Consider the following 21,909-nt stretch of genomic DNA (forward strand, 5'->3'; position numbering starts at 1 on the left):
GGGTGTTCCCTTCAACTGTACGTACATCGTCGGCAAACGCGTTCACCCTAACAGGGGTAGAGCGTTAGGAAAATGTGATCGTGCGGCCAATTTCTAAAACACAGGGTCACAGGCGAAGGGACAGCAAATAATCGCACTGTGCAATCAGCCGGTCGCGCAGCGGGGCCGCCTGGCGGGCGAACTCCGCTTGGCGGCGAGCGTACTCCGCGCGCCCCGCGGGCGTTTCGATGCGTACCGGCCGGTGCCCGAACGCCGAAAGATCGTACGGGCTCGCGCACATGTCCAGCTCGCGAATCCGGACGGCCAGTTCGAAACAGTCCGCGATCAGCTCGGCCGGGACGAACGGGTCGAGCTTGTAACAAGCCTTGTACAGATCCATGTTCGCATGCAGGCAGCCCGGCTGCTCCAGTTCGGGCTGCGTCGCGCGGGTGGGCTGCAGCGCGTTGCGCGGGCGCGCCGGGGCGGTGAAGAACCGGAACGCGTCGTAGTGCCCGCAGCGGACCTCGAGCGACTCGACGACCTCGTCGGTCCCGGCGCTACCGAGGCGCAACGGCAGCTGGTTGTGCCGGACCTGGCCCGGATCCTGCCGGTAGACCATGGCCCACTCGTGCAGTCCGAAGCAGCTCAGCCGCGGCGCGCGGCTTGCCGTCTTCTCCAGCAGGGCAAGGAAATACCGGGCGGTTTGCGCCTTCTTCCCGGTGAACGCCGCAGGGTCGAGCAGCACCCCGCCGCCGGCCTCGACGTAACCGGGGCGCGCCAGGAACCGCCGCGCCTCGTCGCCGCCGAGTACGACGCCGGGACCGGGCTGCCAGCGTTCGAGATGGGCCGGGCGGAACGAGTAGTACTGGAACAGGAAGTCGAGCACCGGATGCTTCTCGCCACGCGAGCGGCGGTCGGCGTACGGCCCGGTCCAGGGGCGCACGCGCCGCTGGTGCGCTCGCTCGCGCGCGGTCCATTCCCCAGGCCCCAGCATGGTTTCCATCATGCCGCGACGTGCGTGCCGTCCCGCACCGTGCCCACGTACTCCTCGACGAGATCCTCCAACGCGACGACGCCGACCGCGCGCCCGTCCGGATTGAGCACGCGAGCCAGATGCGTGCCCTCCTTGCGCATCGCCGACAGCGCGGCATCGAGCCGGGCGGCCACCGGCAGATCGGTGAGCGCGCGGACCTTGCTCGCCGGGATGGTCGCCCCCGGCGCCTCGCCGATCTGGTCGAGTACGTCTTTCACGTGCAGGTAGCCGATCAGCTCCCCGGCCGGGGAGCACAGCGGGTAACGCGAAAAGCCGGTCTCCGACACCGCCTTCTCGATCTCGCCGACGGTCGGCGCGGGGGAGAGCGTGGTGAGATTCGCCAGCGGCACCAGCACGTCCCCGACGGTCTTCGCCACCGAAGACAGCGTCTGGCTCAGCCGCTCGTGCTCGGACTGTTCGAGCAGGCCCTCGCGCCGGGACTCGCTCAGCAGTTCGGCGAGCTCGGCGGAGGTGTAGGCCGTTTCCAGCTCGTCCTTCGGCTCGACCTTCACCAGGCGCAGCAGGGAGTTCGCGAGGACGTTCAGCAGCCAGATGAACGGGTTCGCGACCTTCACCCACGCGACGTGCACCGGCACGAGCCACAGCGCGAGCCGTTCCGGATCGGCGATCGCGAGGTTCTTCGGCACCATCTCGCCGATCAGCACGTGCAGGATCGTGATGAACGCGAGCGCGATCGCGAACGAGATCGGGCGCACCAGCACGTCCGGGATGCGCAGCAGGTCGAAGAACGCGCCGAGCCGGTGCGCCACCGCCGGTTCGCCGAGACGGCCCAGCAGCAGCGAGCAGATCGTGATGCCCAGCTGGGCGCCGGCGAGCATGAGCGAGACGTGCCTGCTCGCGTTGATCACGATCCTCGCCCTGGCCTTGCCCCGCTCGAGCAGCGCTTCGAGCCGGTCTCGCCGGGACGAGATGAGCGTGAACTCCGCACCGACGAAGAACGCGTTCGCCAGCAACAGGAGCACGACGAGGAACACGGCGAGCCAGTCGTTCATCGGGCCCCCTCCGCGCCGAGCCGGTGCACGCTCAGCTCGGCGATACGGCGGCGGTCCATCGTCACCACGGCCAGGTGCCAGCCGTCGATCTGGATACCGTCGCCGGGCTCCGGGATCCTGCCCAGCTGTTCGAGCATGAGCCCGGCGATCGTCTCGTAGTCGCCTTCCGGCATCCGGAAACCGGTCAGCTCGCGGACCTCGTCGGGCCGCAGCTGGCCGGACACCAGCCAGGTGTCGGTGTCGAGCCGCTGCGAGGCGGGCGCTTCACCCACGTCGTGCTCGTCGCGGACGTCACCGATGATCTCCTCGACGACGTCCTCGAGCGTCACCAGCCCCGCCGTGCCGCCGTACTCGTCGACGACCATCGCCATCTGGAACCGGGAGTCGCGCAGGCGGGAGAGGAGCGTGTCGCCGGGCAGGGATTCCGGCACCGTGGGCACCGGCCGCATCACCGAGCCGAGCCGGACCGCGTCGCGTTCGGCGGCCGGGACCACGAACGCCTGCTTGACGTGCACCGCGCCCTGCACGTCGTCGAGATCCTCGCGGTAGACCGGGAATCGCGAGAACCCGGTCCGCCGGGCGAGCGCGATGAGGTCGGTGATGGTCTCGTCGGCGGTCAGCGACTCGATCTGCACGCGCGGGGTCATCAGCTCGTCCGCGGTGCGGCCGCCGAAGCGCAGCGACTTGTCCAGCAGTTCCGCGGTCGAGGTGTCGAGCGTGCCGCTTTCCGCGCTGGAGCGCACGATCGAGCCGAGTTCCTGCGGGGAGCGCGCCGAGCGCAGCTCCTCCTGCGGCTGCACCCCGAACTTGCGGACGACCCAGTTCGCGCTGTTGTTCATCAGTGCCACGAGCCAGCGGAACAGCGCCGAGAACCGCGAGTGGTACCCCATGACCGCGCGCGCGGTCTTCAGCGGGCGGGCGACCGCGAGGTTCTTCGGCACCATCTCGCCGAGGATCATCGACAGCATCGTGGCCAGCAGCAGCGCGATGACCACCGAGGCGCCTTCGGCCACCGGCAGGGAAAACCCGATCGCGGTGAGCACCGGGCGCACGAGCCGCCCGATGAGCGGTTCGGCCAGATACCCGGTGACCAGCGTGGTCAGCGTGATCGCGACCTGGGCGCCGGAGAGCTGGTAGGACAGGTGCTGGTGGGCCTTGCGGACGATCTTCGACCGGCGGTCACCGACCTGGCGGACGTTCGCCTCGACCGTGCTGCGGTCGAGCGCGGTCAGCGAGAACTCCGCCGCGACGGCCAGGCCGGTGCCGGCGGTCAGCAGCAGGAAGCCCAGCACGCCGAGGACCGACCACAGAACATCCATCACCGCACCCCCGCCAGGCCCGGACCGGGATGGTGATCGTCGGATGAGCCGGGCTCGTCACCCGGCTCGGTACTGTCACTCGGTGATTGCGCGTCGCGCACGGAAAAGGGTCACTCCTCGGCAAAACGGATGCGGTGGCGACCATGATACCGGCCGAAGCGGTGACCTGCGGCGGGGCTATTCGCCGGGATTCCGTCCGGTGAGCCCGAGCAGGCGCCCGGCGGCGGAGGCGGATCCCGGAACCGCGACCGGCGGGGCGAAGATGCCGATGCCCTGCCAGGCCTCGATCTGCGGGCCCAGCACCGTCAGCAGCGTCTCGGCGACCTCGGGTGCGATCGGTTGCGCGGCGCCGATGCCCCGTGCCAGATCCCACGCGTGCACGGCGAGGTCGAGCGTCATTTGCCAGCCGTAGTCGGTCGCGTCGTCGTCACCGTAGGACAGGTGCACTTGCCGGTCCGTCGCGCCGGGCTCGGTCCACGCCCGCCGGGCTGCGGCCGACGCGGTTTCCCAGACGGCGACGGGAGCGGAGCCGAGCACGTCGCCGTCGTAGCGGTCACCGACCTCGGCCAGGGTCTGCCCGGCGAGCAGGTGCGGCACCCACAGTTGCTCGGACACGAGATGGTTGACCAGGTCCCGTACGGTCCACTCGGAGCAGGGCGTGGCCGCGTCCCACTGGTCGTCCTTGATCTGATGGATGGTGTCGTCGAACTCTCGCAGCGCTTCCCCATGGGCGTCGAGGAGATTCATGACTCCTTTCTACTCCACGGCAGCACGAATCCTGTGCCTGCGCACGCTTTCTTCGACGAGATCGAGGACCGGGCCGAGGTTCTCCGCCGGCAGCCCCATCGCCAGGTGCGACACGAGCCCTTCGAGCACCAGTTCCAGATACGAGGTCAGGACGTCCACGTCGACGTCGTCGCGCAGGTTGCCCGCCTCGCGCTGGCGCAGCAGGCGCTGGCGCGTCGCGAGGGTGAGCTGCTGCGAGCGCTCGGCCCAGCGGGCGCGGAACTCCGGGTCGGTGCGCAGCCGGCGCGAGACCTCGAGCCGGGTGCCCAGCCAGTCGGCCGGGTGCTCACTGCCGCCGGCCAGCAGGTCGCGCATGACCTGCACGAGACCCTGCGCGGCCACGACGTCGGCCATCCGCGCCGCGTCCTCCTCCGCGAGGGCGAGGAACAGCGACTCCTTGTCGCGGAAATGGTGGAAGATCGCGCCACGGGACAGGCCGGTCGCTTCCTCCAGGCGCCGGACCGTGGCACCCTCGTATCCGTACCGGGCGAAGCAGACGCGTGAGCCGTCGAGGATCTGGCGCCTTCGTGCGTCGAGATGATCCTGGCTGACCCTGGGCATTCCCAGATCCTGTCACCCGGGGTAGTTCTTACGCAATCCGTACGTACGTACTGTGGCGCTCCCGGGATCCTGAAAATGTCGTACCGCCCGTGTAGCGTCCGAAGCCAGGTGCTCCACCGACTGGAACAGGTGTGACATGACTGCGGTTCGCCACGTCGCGGGCCAAGCCGGGGGTGCGAGCCGGGTGGCCGCGAAGGTCGTCTCGGATCGTGCCGCCGGTGAGGCTTACGTCGCGTCGGTGTGCTTCAAACACGGCCCACCACGGTTGCTGGGTGTGGAAGTCGAGTACACCGTGCACTACGCCGAAGACCCCCGAAGACCACTGAACCCCCGACATCTGGCCCGTGCGCTGGGCCCCCACGCCCCGCGCACCCTCGTTCCCGACAGTCCCGCGCAAGCACTTCCCGCCGGTTCCCCGCTCACTCTCGAACCGGGGGGACAGGTGGAGATCTCCGCGCTGCCGCAGGAATCCCTGCGTGAGCTCGAGCGCGTGGTCTCCGCCGATCTCACTTATCTGACCGATCTGCTCGCCCGCGCCGGGTTCGCCCTCGGCGAAACGGGCATCGATCCTCATCGCCCACCGACCCGGCTGCTGACCACGGAGCGTTACGCGACCATGGAGCGCCGGTTCGCGCCGATGGGCCCCGGCGGGGTCACGATGATGTGCAGCACCGCGGGGTTGCAGGTCTGTGTGGACAGCGGCGAGGAGGGCGGGCTGGCGCAGCGATGGGCGGCGGTGCACGCGCTCGGCCCGCCGTTGCTCGCGATCTTCGCCAATTCGCGGTATCACGCGGGCAGGGACACCGGCTTCGCGTCGGCGCGCTGGCACGCGGTGCTCGGCACCGAGCGCGCCCGTACGTTCGCCGCGGGGCCCACGGCCGATCCGCCGGCCGGCTGGGCGAGCCGGATCATGGACACCCCGCTGATGCTGGTCCGCCGCGAGGACGCGCCGTGGGACGCGCCCGACGGGCTCACGTTCGCGGACTGGGTGGCCGGGCGGGGCGCCGCCGGGCTGCTCGACCCGCCCACGGAGGCGGATCTGGCCTATCACCTCACCACGATGTTCACCCCGGTGCGGCCGCACGGCTACCTCGAGGTGCGTTATCTCGACGCGCAGCCGAGGGGCCGCTGGCTGTATCCCGTGGCACTGCTGAGCGCACTGCTCGCCGATCCGTCCACTGTGGACGAGGTGCTGGCGGTGTGCGAGCCCGTGCTCGGCGCGTGGGAGCGCGCCGCCCGCGCCGGGCTCGCCGACGAGCGGATCGCCGCGGTGGCAAGGAAAGTGGCGGACCTGGGCTGCGGCGCGCTGCCGGCCACGGGCCTGCCGGGCGAAAGGATCGACGAGATCGGCGAAGGCGTGCAGCGGCTGGTGCACGCCGGGAGGGGAAGATCGACGTGACCGGCTTTCTGACCGAGACCCCCAGCGTCTTCCAGGAGAAGGCGCCAGCGCAGCTGCGCGAGCACGCGGCGGCCGCGCTGACCAGAGCGCGGCGGCGCAGCACCACGCTCACCGACGCGGTCGGCGATGAGGATCTGGTGCGCCAGCATTCCAAGCTCATGTCCCCGCTGGTATGGGATCTCGCCCATATCGGCAGCCAGGAGGAGCTGTGGCTGGTGCGGGACGTCGGCGGGCGGGAGCCGCTGCGTCCCGACATCGACGACTTGTACGACGCGTTCCAGCATCCGCGCGCCGACCGGCCGTCGCTGCCGTTGCTCGGGCCCGCCGAGGCCCGCAGGTACGTCGGCGAGGTGCGCGCGAAGGCCTTCGAGGTGCTCGAACACGCGCCGCTGGAAGGCCGGCGGCTCACCGAGTCGGCGTTCGCCTTCGGCATGATCACCCAGCACGAGCAGCAGCACGACGAGACGATGCTGGCCACGCACCAGTTGCGCCGGGGTGAGCCGGTGCTGCACGCGCCGGCCGCGCCGGGCGCGCGCGGCGGGCCGCTGCCCGCCGAGGTGCTGGTGCCGGGCGGGCCGTTCCTGATGGGCACGAGCGTCGAGCCGTGGGCGCTGGACAACGAGCGCCCGGCGCACGAGAAGCACGTGGACGCGTTCTTCATCGACACCACCCCGGTCACCAACGGCGAGTTCATCGAGTTCCTCGAGTCCGGCGGCTACGACCAGCGGCAGTGGTGGAGCGAACGCGGCTGGGAGTACCGGATGGCGCACGACATCACCGCGCCCCGGTTCTGGCGGCGCGAGTCCCGCGGCTGGTGGCGTACCCGGTTCGGGGCCGACGAACGCGTGCCGGCCGATCAGCCGGTGGTGCACGTGTCGTTCTACGAGGCCGAAGCCTATGCGGCGTGGGCGGGCAAGCGGCTGCCCACCGAGGCCGAATGGGAGAAGGCCGCCCGGTTCGACCCGGCCACCGGCCGGTCGCGCCGTTACCCGTGGGGCGACGAGGAGCCCGCGCCCGAGCACGCGAATCTCGGGCAGGCGCACCTGAGCCCGGCGGCGGCCGGGGCGTATCCGGCCGGCGCTTCGGCGCTGGGCGTGCACCAGTTGATCGGGGACGTGTGGGAGTGGACGAGCACGGACTTCCACGGGTACCCGGGGTTCGCCGCCTTCCCGTACCGCGAGTACTCGGAGGTGTTCTTCGGCCCGGAGTACAAGGTGCTGCGCGGCGGTTCGTTCGGCACCGACGCGGCCGCGATCCGCGGCACGTTCCGCAACTGGGACTTCCCGGTCAGGCGCCAGATCTTCTCAGGCTTCCGCTGCGCGAGGGACGGCGACGGTGTGTAGGCATCTGGGATATCTGGGCCCGCCGGCGTCCCCGGCCGGGCTGGTGTTCGGCGCACCGCATTCCCTGCTGCACCAGTCCTACGCGCCCGCGGACATGCGCGGCGGCGGCTCGGTGAACGCCGACGGCTTCGGGATGGCCTGGTACACCGGTGATTCCCCGGTCCGGTACCGGCGCGCCGGTCCGATCTGGACGGATCAGGACGCGCCGGTGCTTGCCCGATCGGTGCGCACGGGCGCGTTCGTGGCGGCGGTGCGCAACGGCACCCCCGGTATGCCGGCCACCGAGGCCGCGGTCGCGCCGTTCGTGGACGGACGCTGGTCGTTCAGCCACAACGGGATGGTGACCGGCTGGCCCGGCTCGCTGGCCGAGCTCGCCGGGAAGCTGCCGGCCGCCGACCTGCTCACGCTCGAGGCGCCCACGGATTCCGCCGTGCTGTGGGCCCTGCTGCGCGAGCGGCTGCGCGCCGGGGAGGATCCGGTGCGCGCCAGTGCCGAGCTGATCACGAAGGTCGAGTCCGCCGCCCCCGGCTCGCGGCTCAACCTCCTGCTGACCGACGGCGAAACCCTGGTGGCCACCGCGTGGACGCATGCGCTGTCGCTGCGCGAAAGCGGCGGAGCCGTCGTGGTCGCGTCCGAACCCACCGACACGGCGCCGGGCTGGGTGCCGGTGCCGGACCGGCATGCCGTCGTCGCGCGAGGCGGCCCGGCCGAGATCATTCCCCTCGAAGCTGATCGGAGTGCCCGCTCATGACCGAGCCCGAGCTCGATGTCCACAGTGAACCCGGCGACCTGACCGAAGCGCTGCGCACGGACGTCCGGTCCGGTTTCTCGGCGGCGCAGAAATGGTTGCCCGCCAAGTGGTTCTACGACGCCCGCGGCAGCGAGCTGTTCGAGGAGATCACCAGGCTGCCCGAGTACTACCCGACCAGGGCCGAGCGCGAGACGCTCGACCGCGAGGCCGCCGAGATCGCCCGCGTGACCGGCGCGCGGACCCTGGTCGAACTGGGCTCGGGGTCGAGCGAGAAGACGCGCCTGCTGCTCGACGGGCTGCGCGCGTACGGCACGCTGAAGACGTTCGTGCCGCTCGACGTGTCCCCGGCGGCGCTCACTGAAGCGGTCAAGGCGATCCAGGCGGAGTATCCGGGTCTGGACGTGCGCGGGGTCGTCGGCGACTTCACCGAGCACCTCGGCCTGCTGCCGGGCCAGCCGCCACGGATCGTGGCCTTCCTCGGCGGCACGATCGGCAACTTCCTGCCCGCGGACCGGCTCAAGTTCCTGCGCTCGGTCCGGGACGTGCTCACCGCGGGGGAGTGGCTGCTGCTCGGCACGGACCTGGTCAAGGACGCGGGCACGCTCATGCGCGCCTATGACGACGCGGCCGGGGTCACGGCCCAGTTCAACCTGAACATGCTCCGCGTGGTCAACCGGGTGCTGGGCGCGGACTTCGAACCGGGCCGGTTCGCGCATGAGTCCTATTGGGACGCCGAGCACGAGTGGATCGAGATGCGGCTGCGGGCCCGCGAGGACATGACCGTGCACATCCCGGGCGCCGCTATCGACGTGCGCTTCGACGAAGGCGAGTACATCCGCACGGAGATCTCCGCGAAGTTCCGTCCCGCCGGGGTCGCCGCGGAGCTCGCGGAGAGCGGGTTCACGCTGGAGCGCTGGTGGACCGACGGGCAGAACCGGTTCGGGGTGTCCCTCGCCAAGGCCGCCGGGGACGAAATGATCGAATAGGACAGTGAATCCTCTGAGGCGGGCTGCCCGCTGGCTGGGCTCCCGGCGCTGGTTCATGCGCGCGGCGAGGGCGGTGCCCTGGATCGACAAGCGCCTGTACCGGTACTCCGGCGGCCGCGTGTCGCTGCTCGGGATCGCCACGTTGCCCTCGATGCGACTCACCACCGTCGGCCGCAGGAGCGGGCTGCGGCGCACGGTGAACCTGCTGTACTTCCCGCGTGGGGACGAGTTCGTGCTGGTCGGCTCCAACTGGGGGCGGACGCGTGACCCGGGCTGGGCGCACAATCTGCGCGCCCAGCCCAAGGCGGTCGTCGAGATCCGGCGGCGGGAGATCCCGGTGGTGGCGACGGAGATGACCGGGGAGCGGTACCCGGCCCTGTGGCGTGAGGTGCTCGCGTTCTGGCCGGGCTATGCCATGGAGCGAGCGGAGGCCGGCCGGGAGCTGCCGCTGTTCGTCCTCGCCAGGCGGTGACACGTCACCAGGTCGCGGCGAGGCGGCGCCGGACCCAGACCGGCCACAGCGGCCGTGCCTTCCGGATCTCCCGGTCGCAGATCCGGCTGCGCCACAACTCGTCCCGGATGACCCGGGCCGACGCGCCTTTCCAGGTGCCGAATTCGACGATGTGCCCGGGTACGGGCCGGGCCAGCGAGACGGTGAGTTCGAGCACCTGCGCCCGCGAAGGGTAGGTCACGCGACATCGGCGTGCTCGAGCGGCCGGGGGGCGAGCTCGAGGTGAGCCCGCCGCCGGAGATCTTCGCCGCCCAGGAGCACACTTTTTCGGCTATGAGGCCAAATGCGGCGATACCAAGACGGTGCTCCAGGTACCGGCCGAAGTGGACGCGGCGGTCACCGAACAGCTCGGGCGGGCCGCGGGGCTGGGCTATCCCGCGCTGCTGGACATCCTGATCGACACGGCGCTACAGGCCGCCGGAAGTCCGGTATATCCGGTTTAGACCGAGATGCGAGTAACTTCGCGTGAACACTCGCTGAACCTCTCCGCCGGTCTCTTCAGTGCGGTCTGAAGTTCACCTCCGCCGCTTACGCTCCGCTGGCAGTCTTCAGCCATTCGAGGGATAAGGGGCACAGTGTCGCGCTGGGTTTGGGGCGTGGTGCTCGCTGTGGTGGTGATCGGTGCGGGCACCGGCGTGGCGGTCTGGCGCACCACTTCGACGACGACGGCGGCCGGTGATCCGGTCATCACGATCTCGCGGTCGTCGTGCGGGCAGGGGTGGACCGATCCGAAACCGGGCCCGCAGACCTTCCAGGTCCGCAACACCGGTGCGGTGACCGCGGAGGCCGATCTCGTCGATCCGGCGACCGGCACCGTCTTCGGCGAGGTCGAGGGCATCGGGCCCGGCACGACCCGGACGATGGAGGTCACCCTCGGCAACGGGACCTACGCCTTCCGCTGCACACCGGAGGAAACCGAGCCGATCACCGGCCCCAGCGTCACGATCACCGGCGGCACCGACCGCTCCGGCCCGGCCGTCGTCCCGGTCACCCGCAATGATCTGCTCGGGCCTTCGCGCGACTACCAGAACTACGTGTCGGCCGGACTCGGCACGCTGGCAGGAGAAACGGACGCGCTCGCCGGCGCCGTGCACTCGCAGGACCGCGCCGCCGCCGAAGCGGCTTGGCTCACCGCGCACCTGACCTACGAGCGGCTCGGCGCCGCCTACGCCGCCTTCGGTGACTCCGACCGCGCCATCAACGGCACGGCCGACGGCCTGCCCGGCGGTACCGCCGATCCCGGGTTCACCGGTTTCCACCGCCTCGAGTACGGCCTGTGGCGCGGCGAAGGCATGCCCGCGCTGGGCGCCGTCGCCGACCGGCTCGACACCGACGTGCACACGCTGCGCGACGGCTTCGGCCAGCTGCAGATCGACCCGAACGAGTTGGGCCTGCGGGCCCACGAGATCCTGGAGAACACCCTGCAGTTCGAACTCACCGGGCACACCGACTACGGCAGCGGCACGAACCTCGCGACCGCCGAGGCGAACCTCGACGGCACCCGCGAGGTGCTCAACGTCCTGCGCCCCTTGCTGGCGACCCGGCTGCCGATGTCCGATGTGGACAAATGGCTCGACCGCACGGACAAGGCGCTGCGCTCGGCGCAGAAGCCCGGCGGAAGCTGGACCCCGGTCACGCAGCTGAGCAGGACGCAGCACGAGCAGATCGACGGTGCGGTCAGCGAACTCGTCGAGCGCCTGGCCCCGATCGCCGCGATCACCGAGCCGAGGCGGGTTTCGTGACCGTCCGCCGTCGCTCCTTCCTGCGTGGCGCGGTGCTCGGCGCCGGCGCGACCGCGGCCGTCGCGGGCACCGGCGCGGCCGCCGCGGACACGGAGAACCTGCCGTTCCACGGCATGCACCAGGCCGGCATCGTGCGCACCCCGCCCCCGCAGTCCATTGTGGCCTCGTTCGACGCCATCGCCGAGAACCGGGCCGAGCTCACGGATCTGTTGCGCGCCATCACCGATCGCGCCCGGTTCCTGACCACCGGCGGCTCGCCGCCCGCGGTCGGGATCACCGCGCCGCCCGCGGACTCCGGGGTGCTCGGGCCCACGGTCCCGGCCGACGGCCTCACCGTCACCCTCGGCGTCGGGGCATCGTTGTTCGACGACCGCTACGGCCTCGCCGGCCGCAAACCGGCCAAGCTGACCGCGATGCGCACGTTCCCCAACGACGCCCTCGATCCCGCGCAGTGCCACGGCGACCTGAGCCTGGTCGTGGCCGGGGGTCACCCGGACACCGTCGTGCACGCCCTGCGTGACATCACCCGCGCGACCCGCGGCGGTATGCAACTTCGCTGGCGTATCAACGGGTTCGGCTCGCCGCCGCGGCCACAGGGCACTCCGCGCAACCTGATGGGCTTCAAGGACGGCATCGCCAACCCCTCCGGTGCCGACCTCGACCGGCTCGTCTGGGCCGGAGGCGGTGGCGAGCCCGCGTGGACAGCGGGCGGCAGCTACCAGGTGATCCGGCTGATCCGGATGCTTGTCGAGTTCTGGGACCGCGTGTCGGTGAACGAACAGGAGAACATCTTCGGCCGCCGCCGCGACAGCGGAGCTCCGCTCGACGGTATGCACGAGAACGACATCCCGCAGTACGCGCAAGATCCCATCGGCACCGTCATCCCGCTCACCAGCCATATCCGGCTGGCCAACCCGCGCACGCGGGCGACCGATTCGAGCCGGATCCTGCGCCGCGCGTGCAACTACGACCGCGGCGTCGACACCAACGGGAACCTCGACATGGGGCTGATCTTCATGTGTTACCAGCAGGACGTGGCGCGCCAGTTCGAAGCCGTGCAGACGCGGCTGATCGGCGAGCCGCTCGTCGACTACATCTCGCCGTTCGGCGGCGGGTACTTCTTCGCACTGCCCGGCGTGTCCGGGCCCGATGACCACTTCGGCCGGGCGCTGGTCGCCTGACCGGAGGGGATCCGCTCCCACCATCAGTAGGAGGACACTGTGGACAGAGCTTCCGGCGTCAAGCGCCGTAAGCGAATGCTGCTCGGCGGCGGCGCGGCCGCCGTCGTGGCAGGGGTGGCCATCGCCGTCACCACGACGGTCGGCGGCGCCGATGCGCAACCGCTGCAGCCGAAGCACGCCGACGGGCTGAACACGGCGACACCGATCAAGCACGTCGTGGTGATCTTCGGCGAGAACGTCTCGTTCGACCACTACTTCGGCACGTACCCGAACGCGGCCAACACCGACGGCACGCCGTTCACCGCGGCGAAGGGTACGCCGCACGTCGATGGGCTGACGCCGAAGCTGCTCAACAACAACCCGAACGCCTACAACCCGAAGCGGCTGTCCCCCAGCCAGGCGCTCACCTGCGACCAGAACCACAACTACAACAAGGAACAGCTGGCGTTCGACGGCGGCAAGATGGACAAGTTCGTCGAGAACACCGAGACGGACAAGTGCACCGGGCAGCCCGTCCTGTTCGGCGAGCCGGGCCTGGTCATGGACTACTACGACGGCAACACCGTCACCGGGCTGTGGAACTACGCTCAGCACTACGCGATGAGCGACAACTCCTTCGACACCCAGTTCGGCCCGTCCACCCCGGGCGCGCTCAACCTGATCTCCGGTCAGACCCACGGCGCGCAGGCCGTCACCTCGGTGACCAACCAGCCGACCTCGGACTCGTACGTGGTGAAGTCGCCCGACGCGAACGGCATCGGGACCGACGCCACCGACTCCGACCCGGCGTGGGACGACTGCTCGGACAACAACCACACCTCCACCGACAACCTCCTGGCCATGCACGGCACCAACATCGGTGACCTGCTCAACGCCAAGGACGTGACGTGGGGCTGGTTCGAGGGCGGCTTCCGGCCGACCGGCAACGCCAACGGGTACGCGGTGTGCGGGCAGAGCCACACCAACGTCGGCGGCAACAAGTCGGTGGACTACATCCCGCACCACGAGCCGTTCCAGTACTACAAGTCGACGGCCAACCCGAAGCACCTGCCGCCGAGCTCGGTGGCCGCGATCGGGCAGACCGACCAGGCCAATCACCAGTACGACACCAGCGACTTCGACGCCGCGCTGAAGGCGGGGAACATGCCCGCGGTCAGCTTCCTGAAGGCCCCGGCCTACCAGGACGGGCACGCGGGTTACTCCGACCCGCTGGACGAGCAGCAGTTCGTGGTGAAGGAGATCAACGCGATCCAGCACTCCAAGGACTGGGCCTCGACCGCGATCGTGGTGGCCTATGACGACTCCGACGGCTGGTACGACCACGTCGACTCGAAGATCGTCAACGGCTCTCACGACCCGACGCAGGACTCCGCGGTGTGCAGCTCGGTCAAGAAGACCCTGGGCGGCTACAACGACCGCTGCGGCTACGGTCCGCGGCAGCCGCTGATGGTGATCTCGCCGTTCGCCAAGACGAACTTCGTCGACCACACCCTGACCGACCAGACCTCGCCGCTGAAGCTGATCGAGGACAACTGGTTCACCGGGGGCATCGGCGGCGGGTCGTACGACGCGATCGCCGGTGGGCTGTGGAACATGCTGGACTTCCGCGGGCGTCCCGCGCCCGCCGTCCAGCTCGACCCGAAGACCGGCGCCGTCATGAACGGCGGTCACGAGCACTGACCGGTTGCTAGACCGGAAAGCGCTCCCTCACCTTTCTGCGTGGGGGAGCGCTTTCTCTTGCCGGGCGTTCAGGGCGTGATTCCGGTGACCCCGGGGAGCTGCCCGAATCGTGCTTTGGCGTCGAGCGAAACGACGGTTCGGCCGGTCTCGGCCGCGTGCGCGGCGATGATCAGGTCGTGGGCGCCGCGCGGCGTGCCCGCGCGGCGCACGTGGGCGATGAGCTGGGCGTGGCAAGCGGCTGTCCGCCGGCCGTAGTCCAGGATTGCGACGTCCGCCAGGAGCAAGTCCAGTCTGCGTGCCCGTGCGGCAGCCCGTTGCTGGGTGTCGGCGAGTTCGATCCCCACCCGGAACTCGGCCACGGTCACCGCCGCGACGGCGAGTTCGTCGTCGTCGAAGATCGTCCTGTCGATCGTTCCGCGCTCGTAGGCGATCAGGACTCCCGTGTCGAGGATCAGGCTTCGGCCCACGGATCCCCCGTCTCATCGGAAACGAGCGCCAGCGCGCCGGCGATGTCGGACTCGTAGTCGTCGTCGAACGGCGGTACATCGCCGTTCTCCAGAGCGAGCCGCACGTCACGGCCCGTTCGTCGCGGTGCCGGCGCGACCGTCGCCACCGTGCGACCGTGCCGCACGATGGTGATGGTTTCCCCGTGCTCGGCGCGGTCGAGTACGGCGGAGAAGTTCCGAGAGGCCTCGGCGGCCGTCATCGTCGTCATGGATTCAGAATATCTGAATCGCGAGGGCGGTGCCGGTCAGTTCCCGTGCGGATCGGCGGCGTTGAGGGTCGCGACCGCCTGGTCGTAGTCGCCGCGGACTTCGCTGTAGCGGAGGAACTTGACCCGCTCGACCTGGATCTCCTTCGCGTCCGGCTGGGTTTCGAGCAGGGCGATGACCTCGGCCGTGAAATCCTCCAGCGGCATCGCGAACTCGCTCTCCTCCTGCCCGGGCAGCAGCGCGGTGCGCACGGCCGGCGGCACCAGTTCGGTGACGCGCACCGAGGTGTCCGCCAGTTGCAGCCGCAGCGATTCGCTCAGCAGGTGGATCCCGGCCTTCGTCGCGTTGTAGCTCGGGGTGACCTTGAGCGGGGTGAACGCGAGCCCCGACGACACGGTGACGATCGTGGCGTCCGGCCGCGCGCGCAGGTGCTCGATGAACGCCGCGATGAGGCGGATCGGGCCGAGCAGGTTGGTCGTCACGACCGACTCCGCCGAGGTGAGGAACGACTCGGGCGTATGCCAGTCCTCGACCTTCATGATCCCCGCCATCGCGACGAGCACGTTGAGGTCCGGGTGCCGGGCCAGCACCTCCTTCGCGGCCGCCTCGATGCTCACCGGGTCCGCGGTGTCGATCCGCACCGTGTCGATGCCCGGATGCTCGGCCGCGATCCGCTCGAGCAGTTCGGTGCGCCGCCCGCCGACGATGACGGTGTTGCCCTTGTCCTTCAGCGCGAGTGCCAGCGCCAGCCCGATACCGCTCGTCGATCCGGGGATGAAGATGGTGTTGCCGGAAATGTTCATGCCTTCACGATGCCGCTTCGCACCGGGGGGAGTGCAGAGTCGGCTTGTCGGGGGATCGGCGATCCCTGGTTCGGCCGGCGCGGTTTCGCGGATAATCGCGGGTATGGATCGTGTCGCATTGGCGGACTTCCTGCGCCACCGCCGGGAGACGCTCCGGCCGGAGGACCTCGGCCTTCCCGAGGGCGCGCGGCGCCGGGCCACCGGCCTGCGGCGCGAGGAGGTCGCGGCGCTGGCCGGGATGTCCACCGACTACTACACGCGGCTCGAGCAGCAGCGCTCCCCGCGCCCGAGTGAGCAGATGCTCGCGTCGCTCGCGCGGGCGCTGCGGCTGACCCGTGACGAGCGCGACTACCTGTTCCGTGCCGCGGGGCACGAGATCCCGTCGCACCTGTCCGCCGCGACGCACGTCGCCCCCGCCTTGCGGCGCGTCCTCGACTGTTTCACCAGCACGCCGGCGCTGATCATCTCCACATTGGACGAGACGCTGGCGCAGAACAGGATGGCCGAGGCGCTGTTCGGCGACCAGGCGCACCGCACCGGTCTCGCGCGCAGCGGGATCTACCGGTGGTTCACCGATCCGGCGGCACGGCGGTGCTATCCCGAAGCCGACCACGCCCGGCATAGCCGCGCCCAGGTCGCGAACCTGCGCGCGGCGTACGGCGCCATGGGTGCCCGGTCGAAGGCCGGCGAGCTGGTCAAGGCGCTGTGGAAGGCCAGCCCGGAGTTCGCCGGACTGTGGGAACGGCAGGAGGTCGCGCGCCGCTTCGAAGACCACAAGGTCCTGCTGCATCCCGAACTCGGCGCGATCGAGGTCGACTGCCAGGTGCTGTTCACCGAGGACGGCTCGCAGGCCCTGCTCGTGCTCACCGCGCCGCCGCGCACCGAGGGCTTCGAGAAGCTCCAGCTGCTCGAAGCCCTCGCGAACGAGCGCGTCGCCGGATGACCGCGGCTCAGGCGCGCGTCATCTTGCGCAGCACGTACTGCAGGATGCCGCCGTTGCGGTAGTAGTCCGCCTCACCGGGGGTGTCGATGCGGACGACGGCGTCGAACTCGACCTTCTGCCCGTCCTCCTTGGTGGCGGTGACGTGCACCGTGCGCGGGGTCTCGCCCTTGTTGAGCGCCGTGATGCCCGCGATGTCGAACGTCTCGGTGCCGTCCAGGCCCAGCGACGAGGCCGACTCGCCCTCGGGGAACTGCAGCGGGATGACACCCATGCCGATCAGGTTCGACCGGTGGATGCGCTCGAACGACTCGGCGATCACCGCCCGCACGCCCAGCAGCCGGGTGCCCTTGGCGGCCCAGTCACGGGACGAGCCGGAGCCGTACTCCTTACCGCCCAGCACCACCAGCGGGATCCCCGCGCGCGCGTAGTTCTGCGCCGCGTCGTAGATGAACGCCTGCGGGCCGCTCTCGGCCGTGAAGTCGCGGGTGTAGCCGCCCTGCACGTCTTCCAGGAGCTGGTTGCGCAGCCGGATGTTCGCGAACGTCCCGCGGATCATCACCTCGTGGTTGCCGCGGCGGGAGCCGTAAGAGTTGAAGTCCTTGCGCTCGATGCCGTGCTCGGTCAGGTACTTCCCGGCCGGGCTGTCGGCCTTGATGGCACCGGCAGGGGAGATGTGGTCGGTCGTCACCGAGTCACCCAGCTTGGCCAGCACCCGCGCGTCGGCGATGTCCTCGACCGGCGACGGCTCGGCCTGCATGCCCTCGAAGTACGGGGGCTTGCGCACGTAGGTGGACTCGGCCGCCCACGCGAACGTCTTGCCCTCCGGCGTCGGCAGCGACTTCCAGCGCTCGCCGCCGTCGAACACGTCCGCGTAGTCCTTGGAGAACATCTCCTGCGTGATCGCGTAGTCGATGGTCTCCTGGATCTCCTGCGCCGAGGGCCAGATGTCGCGCAGGAACACCTCGTTGCCGTCCGGGTCCTGCCCGAGCGGCTGCTCTTCGAAGTCGAAGTCCATCGTGCCGGCCAGCGCGTAGGCGATCACCAGCGGCGGCGAGGCCAGGTAGTTCATCTTCACGTCGGGGTTGATCCGGCCCTCGAAGTTCCGGTTGCCCGACAGCACCGACACGACGGTGAGGTCGTTCTCCTGTACCGCGGTGGAGATCTCCTCCGGCAGCGGGCCCGAGTTGCCGATGCAGGTGGTGCAGCCGTAGCCGACCAGGTGGTAGCCCAGCTTCTCCAGGTACGGCCAGAGCCCGGCCTTCTCGTAGTAGTCGGTGACGACCTGCGAGCCCGGCGCCATCGAGGTCTTGACCCACGGCTTGACCGTCAGGCCCTTGTCGACGGCGTTGCGGGCGAGCAGCGCCGCGCCCAGCATCACCGACGGGTTCGAGGTGTTGGTGCACGAGGTGATCGAGGCGATCACGACGGCGCCGTGGTCGAGCACGAACTCGCCGCGTTCGGTCGAGTTCACCCGCACCGGCTTCGTCGGGCGGCCCGAGGCGCCGTTCGCGGCCGAGTGCACCGGGACGGCGTCTTCGTCGGCGAAGGACAGCGCGGGCGAGTCGCTGGCCGGGAAGGTCTCCTCGACCTTCTCGTCCACCTTGGTGTGCGGGACCGGGTACTGCTCCTCGACGTAGTCGTGGATCGACTTGCGGAACGAGGATTTCGCGTCGGACAGTTCGATGCGGTCGTGCGGGCGCTTCGGCCCGGCGATGGAGGGGACCACAGTGGACAGATCCAGCTCGAGGTACTCAGAGTAGACCGGCTCGTGCGCGGGGTCGTGCCACAGGCCCTGCTCCTTGGCGTAGGCCTCGACGAGCGCGAGTTGCTCGGGCGAGCGGCCGGTCAGCTTCAGGTAGCGCAGGGTCTCGGCGTCGATCGGGAAGATCGCCGCGGTGGAGCCGAACTCGGGGCTCATGTTGCCGATCGTCGCGCGGTTGGCGAGCGGCACCGCGCCGACGCTCTCGCCGTAGAATTCGACGAACTTGCCGACCACACCGTGGCGGCGGAGCATCTCGGTGATCGTGAGCACGACGTCGGTGGCGGTCACGCCGGCCGGGATCTCACCGGTGAGCTTGAAGCCCACGACGCGCGGGATGAGCATCGACACCGGCTGGCCGAGCATCGCCGCCTCGGCCTCGATACCGCCGACGCCCCAGCCGAGCACGCCGAGGCCGTTGACCATCGTGGTGTGCGAGTCGGTACCGACGACGGTGTCGGGGTACGCCTGGCCGTTGCGGGACATCACGGTGCGGGCCAGGTACTCGATGTTGACCTGGTGCACGATGCCGGTGCCGGGCGGGACGACCTTAAACTCCTCGAAGGCGTTCTGGCCCCAGCGCAGGAACTGGTAGCGCTCGCGGTTGCGCTCGTACTCGATCTCGACGTTGCGCTCGAACGCGTCCGCGCGGCCGAACACGTCGATGATCACCGAATGGTCGATGACCAGTTCCGCCGGGGCGAGCGGGTTGACCTTGTCCGGGTCGCCGCCCAGGTCGGTGACGGCCTCGCGCATCGTGGCCAGGTCCACCACGCACGGCACGCCGGTGAAGTCCTGCATCACGACGCGGGCCGGGGTGAACTGGATCTCGATCGAAGGATCGGCGGTGGCGTCCCACCCGGCCAGCGCGCGGATGTGCTCGGCGGTGATGTTCGCGCCGTCCTCGGTGCGCAGCAGGTTCTCGAGCAGGATCTTCAGGCTGTAAGGCAGCCGCTGGGAGCCCTCGACCTTGTTCAGGCGGAACACCTCGTACGAGGCGTCGCCGACCTTCAGGGTGTCGCGGGCGCCGAAGCTGTCCTTGCTGGCAGGTGCGGTCACGTCTGTCTCCAGGGCTTGGACGCCGCCGCGCCGTGCTGCCGTGGCGACGTCCCGGTCGTCAGTCGGGTCTTCGAGGCGAGTCTGGCGCACCCGTGCGGCGTCGGCAGACGCGGGGACGGTGCAGGCTGCCTACCAGCTAAACAGTACGCTTGTCCTTTTTTGCGGGCAAGCGTGACCTGCATGACCTGCCTGGCCAGCCCCGCGGTGACCGCGGCCGTGAGAATCGATCCCCCTTCCCCGAAATCGCCCGGCGACAGGACGCCGCATCAGGTGAAAGGGGTCCCCCAGACGGGGAATTGTTGCGAACGAGAATCAAGTTTTCGATGGTGTTCGTGATACTGCTGTGACGGAAGTGTGGGGAGTTGTGCCTGGTCCGGAGGTGGCGCGTGAAGACGAAGCGTGAGCGGGTGTCCCGCTGGGCGGTCGTCGGCGCGTGGGCGCTGGCCGCCACCTTCGGGGTCGCGGGCACGGCCGCCGCGGTACCGCCCCCGCCGCCCAATCCCAGCGACTCCGAGATCAGCTCGAGCCAGACACAGGCCAACGCGAAGGCGAACGAGGTCGGCCAGCTCACCAACCAGCTCGCCCAGGCCGAAACCCGGCTCAGCGACCTGGCCGACCAGGTCGAGCTGAAGGAGGAACAGGCCAACAAGGCCCTGGTCGACCAGCAGACCGCCGAGGACGCGGCGAGCCAGGCGCAGGCGGACGCCGACGCCGCGCGCCGCGAGTCCGATGCCGCCGCGCAGCAGATAGAGGTCGCCCGCAAGCAGCTCGACGACTTCATCGCCGGCAGCTTCCAGCAGGGCAGCACGATGGGTTCGATCTCGGCCTACCTCACCTCCCGCAGCCCGCAGGATCTGCTCGCCCGGGCGCAGCTGCTGTCCTCGGTCAGCGGCAGCCAGCTCAACGCGCTCCAGCTGATGGAGCAGGCCCAGACCGACAAGTCCAACAAGGACGCCGCCGCGCGTGCCGCGCTCGAGGTCGCACAGCAGAAGCAGGCCGCGGCCGAGGCGGCGAAGCGCACGGCCGACGCCGCGCGGGCGGCCGCCGTGCAGGCACAGCAGAGCCAGGCTGCGCAGAACGCGACGCTGGAAGCGGACAAGAACAGCGTCGAGCAGCAGCTCTACGCGGCCCAGCAACGTGTCGCGGGTCTGCAGGGGCAGCGTCAGCGCTACCAGGACTGGCTCGCGCAGAAGCAGCGTGAGGACGAGCAGCGCGCGCAGCAGGCGGCACTCACCGCGAGCAAGGGCGGGGGCGGTGGAGGGGCCGCGCCGCCGCCCAGCGGATCCACGTCGTCGCTCATCGACCGGGTCATCGCCCGCGCCATGTCGCAGCTCGGGGTGACCTACGCGTGGGGCGGCGGCAATGCCTACGGCCCCACCCGCGGGATCCACGACGGCGGGGTGGCCGACGCGTACGGCGACTACCGCAAGATCGGTTTCGACTGCTCCGGGCTGATGATCTACGCCTACGGGGGTGTGGTCTCGCTGCCGCACTACAGCGGCTACCAGTACACCGCCGGCCGCCATGTCCCGCTGTCGCAGATGCGCCGGGGTGACCTGCTGTTCTGGGGTAGCAGCGACATCCACCACGTCGCGCTGTACCTCGGCAACGGCATGATGATCGAGGCGCCGGAGTCCGGCATGGTCGTGCGCGTGACCCCGGTGCGCTACGGCGACATCCTGCCCTACGCCACACGCCTCGTGGGTTAGCCTGGGGTTGTGACCGAACTCGCCGGCATCGTGCTCGCCGGGGGTGCCGCGCGGCGGCTGTCCGGTGTGGACAAGCCGATGCTCCAGATCGGCGGGAAACCCTTGCTGCGCAGGGCAATCGACGCGCTCGAAGGCGCCGATCCGCTCGTCGTGGTTGGTCCCGAGCGCGCCGGGGTGACCGGGGTCCGTTGGGCGCGCGAGGACCCGCCCGGCGGGGGACCGGTCGCGGCGCTCGCGGCCGGGCTCGCGGTCGTGGACGCGGCCGCGTGGGTGGCCGTGCTGGCCGGTGACCTCGCGGCGATCCGCAAGTCCACGGTGGACAGACTGCGTGCCGCGGTGGGCAGTGCCGACGGCGCCACCCTCGTCGACGGCGAAGGCAGACCGCAGTGGCTGATCGGCGTCTGGCGGACCGGACGATTGCGCGCCGTGCTGCCCGCCGAACCCGCGAACGCCTCGCTGCGCAAGGTGCTCGGCGCGCTCGAGGTGGTGCGCGTGCCGGAGGTGGCGGGGGAGAGCGCGGACGTCGACACGCCCGAAGATCGACTCCGGTATTCGGCAAGCTCACAGCCCTCATACCGGCCGTGGGGTTGACTCGCGATACGGTCGCAGACGGGATGAGCGAACGTATCGAGGAGGGAA

The 21,909-nt window shown here is 70.0% G+C and carries 22 protein-coding genes; 12 read left to right on the forward strand and 10 right to left on the reverse strand.

Annotation, left to right across the window (positions count from 1 at the left end; genetic code table 11):
• Positions 1-106: 106 nt before the first annotated feature.
• The 5 genes from FG385_RS14940 to FG385_RS14960 form a co-directional block, all read right to left on the reverse strand.
• Complete coding sequence (locus FG385_RS14940; RefSeq protein WP_407645496.1) at positions 107-973, reverse strand: 3-methyladenine DNA glycosylase; 867 nt, start codon at positions 971-973, stop codon at positions 107-109.
• An 8-nt stretch (positions 974-981) separates the two neighbouring features.
• On the reverse strand, positions 982-2,025 hold the full coding sequence (locus tag FG385_RS14945; protein WP_139097322.1) for a hemolysin family protein: 1,044 nt from the start codon (positions 2,023-2,025) through the stop codon (positions 982-984).
• Positions 2,022-3,344 (reverse strand): hemolysin family protein, encoded by a 1,323-nt coding sequence (locus FG385_RS14950; RefSeq protein WP_200834466.1) that lies wholly within the window; start codon positions 3,342-3,344, stop codon positions 2,022-2,024. The genes FG385_RS14945 and FG385_RS14950 overlap by 4 nt, the downstream gene beginning before the upstream one ends.
• Positions 3,345-3,521: 177 nt before the next feature.
• Complete coding sequence (locus FG385_RS14955; RefSeq protein WP_139097324.1) at positions 3,522-4,091, reverse strand: TIGR03086 family metal-binding protein; 570 nt, start codon at positions 4,089-4,091, stop codon at positions 3,522-3,524.
• A 9-nt stretch (positions 4,092-4,100) separates the two neighbouring features.
• Positions 4,101-4,691, reverse strand: a complete 591-nt coding sequence (locus FG385_RS14960) for a TetR/AcrR family transcriptional regulator (protein WP_139097325.1) — start codon at positions 4,689-4,691, stop codon at positions 4,101-4,103.
• Between the two features lie 136 nt (positions 4,692-4,827).
• Here FG385_RS14960 and FG385_RS14965 point away from each other — a divergent pair, with 136 nt between their 5' ends.
• Genes FG385_RS14965 through FG385_RS14985 form a run of 5 tightly spaced genes read left to right on the forward strand, consistent with a single transcriptional unit; the run spans position 4,828 to position 9,642 of the window.
• A complete protein-coding gene (locus tag FG385_RS14965; protein ID WP_139097326.1) occupies positions 4,828-6,090 on the forward strand; it encodes a glutamate-cysteine ligase family protein in 1,263 nt (420 codons plus the stop codon).
• Positions 6,087-7,433, forward strand: a complete 1,347-nt coding sequence (gene egtB, locus FG385_RS14970) for an ergothioneine biosynthesis protein EgtB (protein WP_139097327.1) — start codon at positions 6,087-6,089, stop codon at positions 7,431-7,433. The genes FG385_RS14965 and egtB overlap by 4 nt, the downstream gene beginning before the upstream one ends.
• Positions 7,426-8,184, forward strand: coding sequence for an ergothioneine biosynthesis protein EgtC (egtC, locus tag FG385_RS14975; protein WP_139097328.1), 759 nt, complete (start codon positions 7,426-7,428; stop codon positions 8,182-8,184). The genes egtB and egtC overlap by 8 nt, the downstream gene beginning before the upstream one ends.
• On the forward strand, positions 8,181-9,170 hold the full coding sequence (gene egtD, locus FG385_RS14980; protein WP_139097329.1) for an L-histidine N(alpha)-methyltransferase: 990 nt from the start codon (positions 8,181-8,183) through the stop codon (positions 9,168-9,170). Before egtC ends, egtD begins: the two co-directional genes overlap by 4 nt.
• A 55-nt stretch (positions 9,171-9,225) precedes the next feature.
• The gene (locus FG385_RS14985; RefSeq protein WP_139097433.1) at positions 9,226-9,642 is read left to right on the forward strand and encodes a nitroreductase/quinone reductase family protein; all 417 of its coding nucleotides are present in this window, start codon (positions 9,226-9,228) and stop codon (positions 9,640-9,642) included.
• 4 nt (positions 9,643-9,646) lie between these two features.
• Here FG385_RS14985 and FG385_RS14990 read toward each other — a convergent pair whose 3' ends face one another.
• Positions 9,647-9,862 (reverse strand): hypothetical protein, encoded by a 216-nt coding sequence (locus FG385_RS14990; protein ID WP_139097330.1) that lies wholly within the window; start codon positions 9,860-9,862, stop codon positions 9,647-9,649.
• A gap of 121 nt (positions 9,863-9,983) precedes the next feature.
• Here FG385_RS14990 and FG385_RS33930 point away from each other — a divergent pair, with 121 nt between their 5' ends.
• The 4 genes from FG385_RS33930 to FG385_RS15005 all read left to right on the forward strand — a co-directional run bounded on the left by FG385_RS33930 (position 9,984) and on the right by FG385_RS15005 (position 14,284).
• On the forward strand, positions 9,984-10,124 hold the full coding sequence (locus FG385_RS33930) for a hypothetical protein (protein WP_160148808.1): 141 nt from the start codon (positions 9,984-9,986) through the stop codon (positions 10,122-10,124).
• Between the two features lie 132 nt (positions 10,125-10,256).
• The gene (locus FG385_RS14995) at positions 10,257-11,423 is read left to right on the forward strand and encodes an EfeM/EfeO family lipoprotein (protein WP_235022584.1); all 1,167 of its coding nucleotides are present in this window, start codon (positions 10,257-10,259) and stop codon (positions 11,421-11,423) included.
• Positions 11,420-12,604 carry a Dyp-type peroxidase gene (locus FG385_RS15000; protein WP_139097331.1) on the forward strand — a complete coding sequence of 395 codons (1,185 nt, stop codon included), beginning with the start codon at positions 11,420-11,422 and terminating at the stop codon, positions 12,602-12,604. Before FG385_RS14995 ends, FG385_RS15000 begins: the two co-directional genes overlap by 4 nt.
• A 39-nt stretch (positions 12,605-12,643) precedes the next feature.
• The gene (locus FG385_RS15005; RefSeq protein WP_139097332.1) at positions 12,644-14,284 is read left to right on the forward strand and encodes a phospholipase C; all 1,641 of its coding nucleotides are present in this window, start codon (positions 12,644-12,646) and stop codon (positions 14,282-14,284) included.
• A 68-nt stretch (positions 14,285-14,352) separates the two neighbouring features.
• Here the strand turns inward: FG385_RS15005 and FG385_RS15010 are convergent, their stop codons facing one another.
• From FG385_RS15010 to FG385_RS15020, 3 genes are read right to left on the reverse strand one after another with little or no spacing between them, the layout of a single operon-like run.
• Positions 14,353-14,751, reverse strand: a complete 399-nt coding sequence (locus FG385_RS15010; RefSeq protein ID WP_139097333.1) for a type II toxin-antitoxin system VapC family toxin — start codon at positions 14,749-14,751, stop codon at positions 14,353-14,355.
• Positions 14,736-14,999, reverse strand: coding sequence for a type II toxin-antitoxin system Phd/YefM family antitoxin (locus FG385_RS15015; protein WP_139097334.1), 264 nt, complete (start codon positions 14,997-14,999; stop codon positions 14,736-14,738). The genes FG385_RS15010 and FG385_RS15015 overlap by 16 nt, the downstream gene beginning before the upstream one ends.
• A 36-nt stretch (positions 15,000-15,035) precedes the next feature.
• Positions 15,036-15,800 (reverse strand): SDR family oxidoreductase, encoded by a 765-nt coding sequence (locus FG385_RS15020; RefSeq protein WP_139097335.1) that lies wholly within the window; start codon positions 15,798-15,800, stop codon positions 15,036-15,038.
• Between the two features lie 103 nt (positions 15,801-15,903).
• On the opposite strand from FG385_RS15020, the gene FG385_RS15025 reads away from it, so the two are divergent.
• Complete coding sequence (locus tag FG385_RS15025; protein WP_139097336.1) at positions 15,904-16,743, forward strand: helix-turn-helix transcriptional regulator; 840 nt, start codon at positions 15,904-15,906, stop codon at positions 16,741-16,743.
• A gap of 7 nt (positions 16,744-16,750) precedes the next feature.
• On the opposite strand, the gene acnA is transcribed toward FG385_RS15025, so the two are convergent.
• Positions 16,751-19,561 carry an aconitate hydratase AcnA gene (acnA, locus tag FG385_RS15030; protein ID WP_139097337.1) on the reverse strand — a complete coding sequence of 937 codons (2,811 nt, stop codon included), beginning with the start codon at positions 19,559-19,561 and terminating at the stop codon, positions 16,751-16,753.
• Positions 19,562-19,947: 386 nt separating this feature from the next.
• Here acnA and FG385_RS15035 point away from each other — a divergent pair, with 386 nt between their 5' ends.
• Together FG385_RS15035 and mobA are read left to right on the forward strand one after the other, a co-directional pair.
• The gene (locus FG385_RS15035; protein ID WP_200834467.1) at positions 19,948-21,270 is read left to right on the forward strand and encodes a C40 family peptidase; all 1,323 of its coding nucleotides are present in this window, start codon (positions 19,948-19,950) and stop codon (positions 21,268-21,270) included.
• A 78-nt stretch (positions 21,271-21,348) separates the two neighbouring features.
• Positions 21,349-21,861 carry a molybdenum cofactor guanylyltransferase gene (gene mobA, locus FG385_RS15040; protein WP_327436851.1) on the forward strand — a complete coding sequence of 171 codons (513 nt, stop codon included), beginning with the start codon at positions 21,349-21,351 and terminating at the stop codon, positions 21,859-21,861.
• Positions 21,862-21,909 lie beyond the last annotated feature (48 nt).

The organism is Amycolatopsis alkalitolerans (assembly GCF_006152065.1).
Taxonomy (GTDB): domain Bacteria; phylum Actinomycetota; class Actinomycetes; order Mycobacteriales; family Pseudonocardiaceae; genus Amycolatopsis_E; species Amycolatopsis_E alkalitolerans.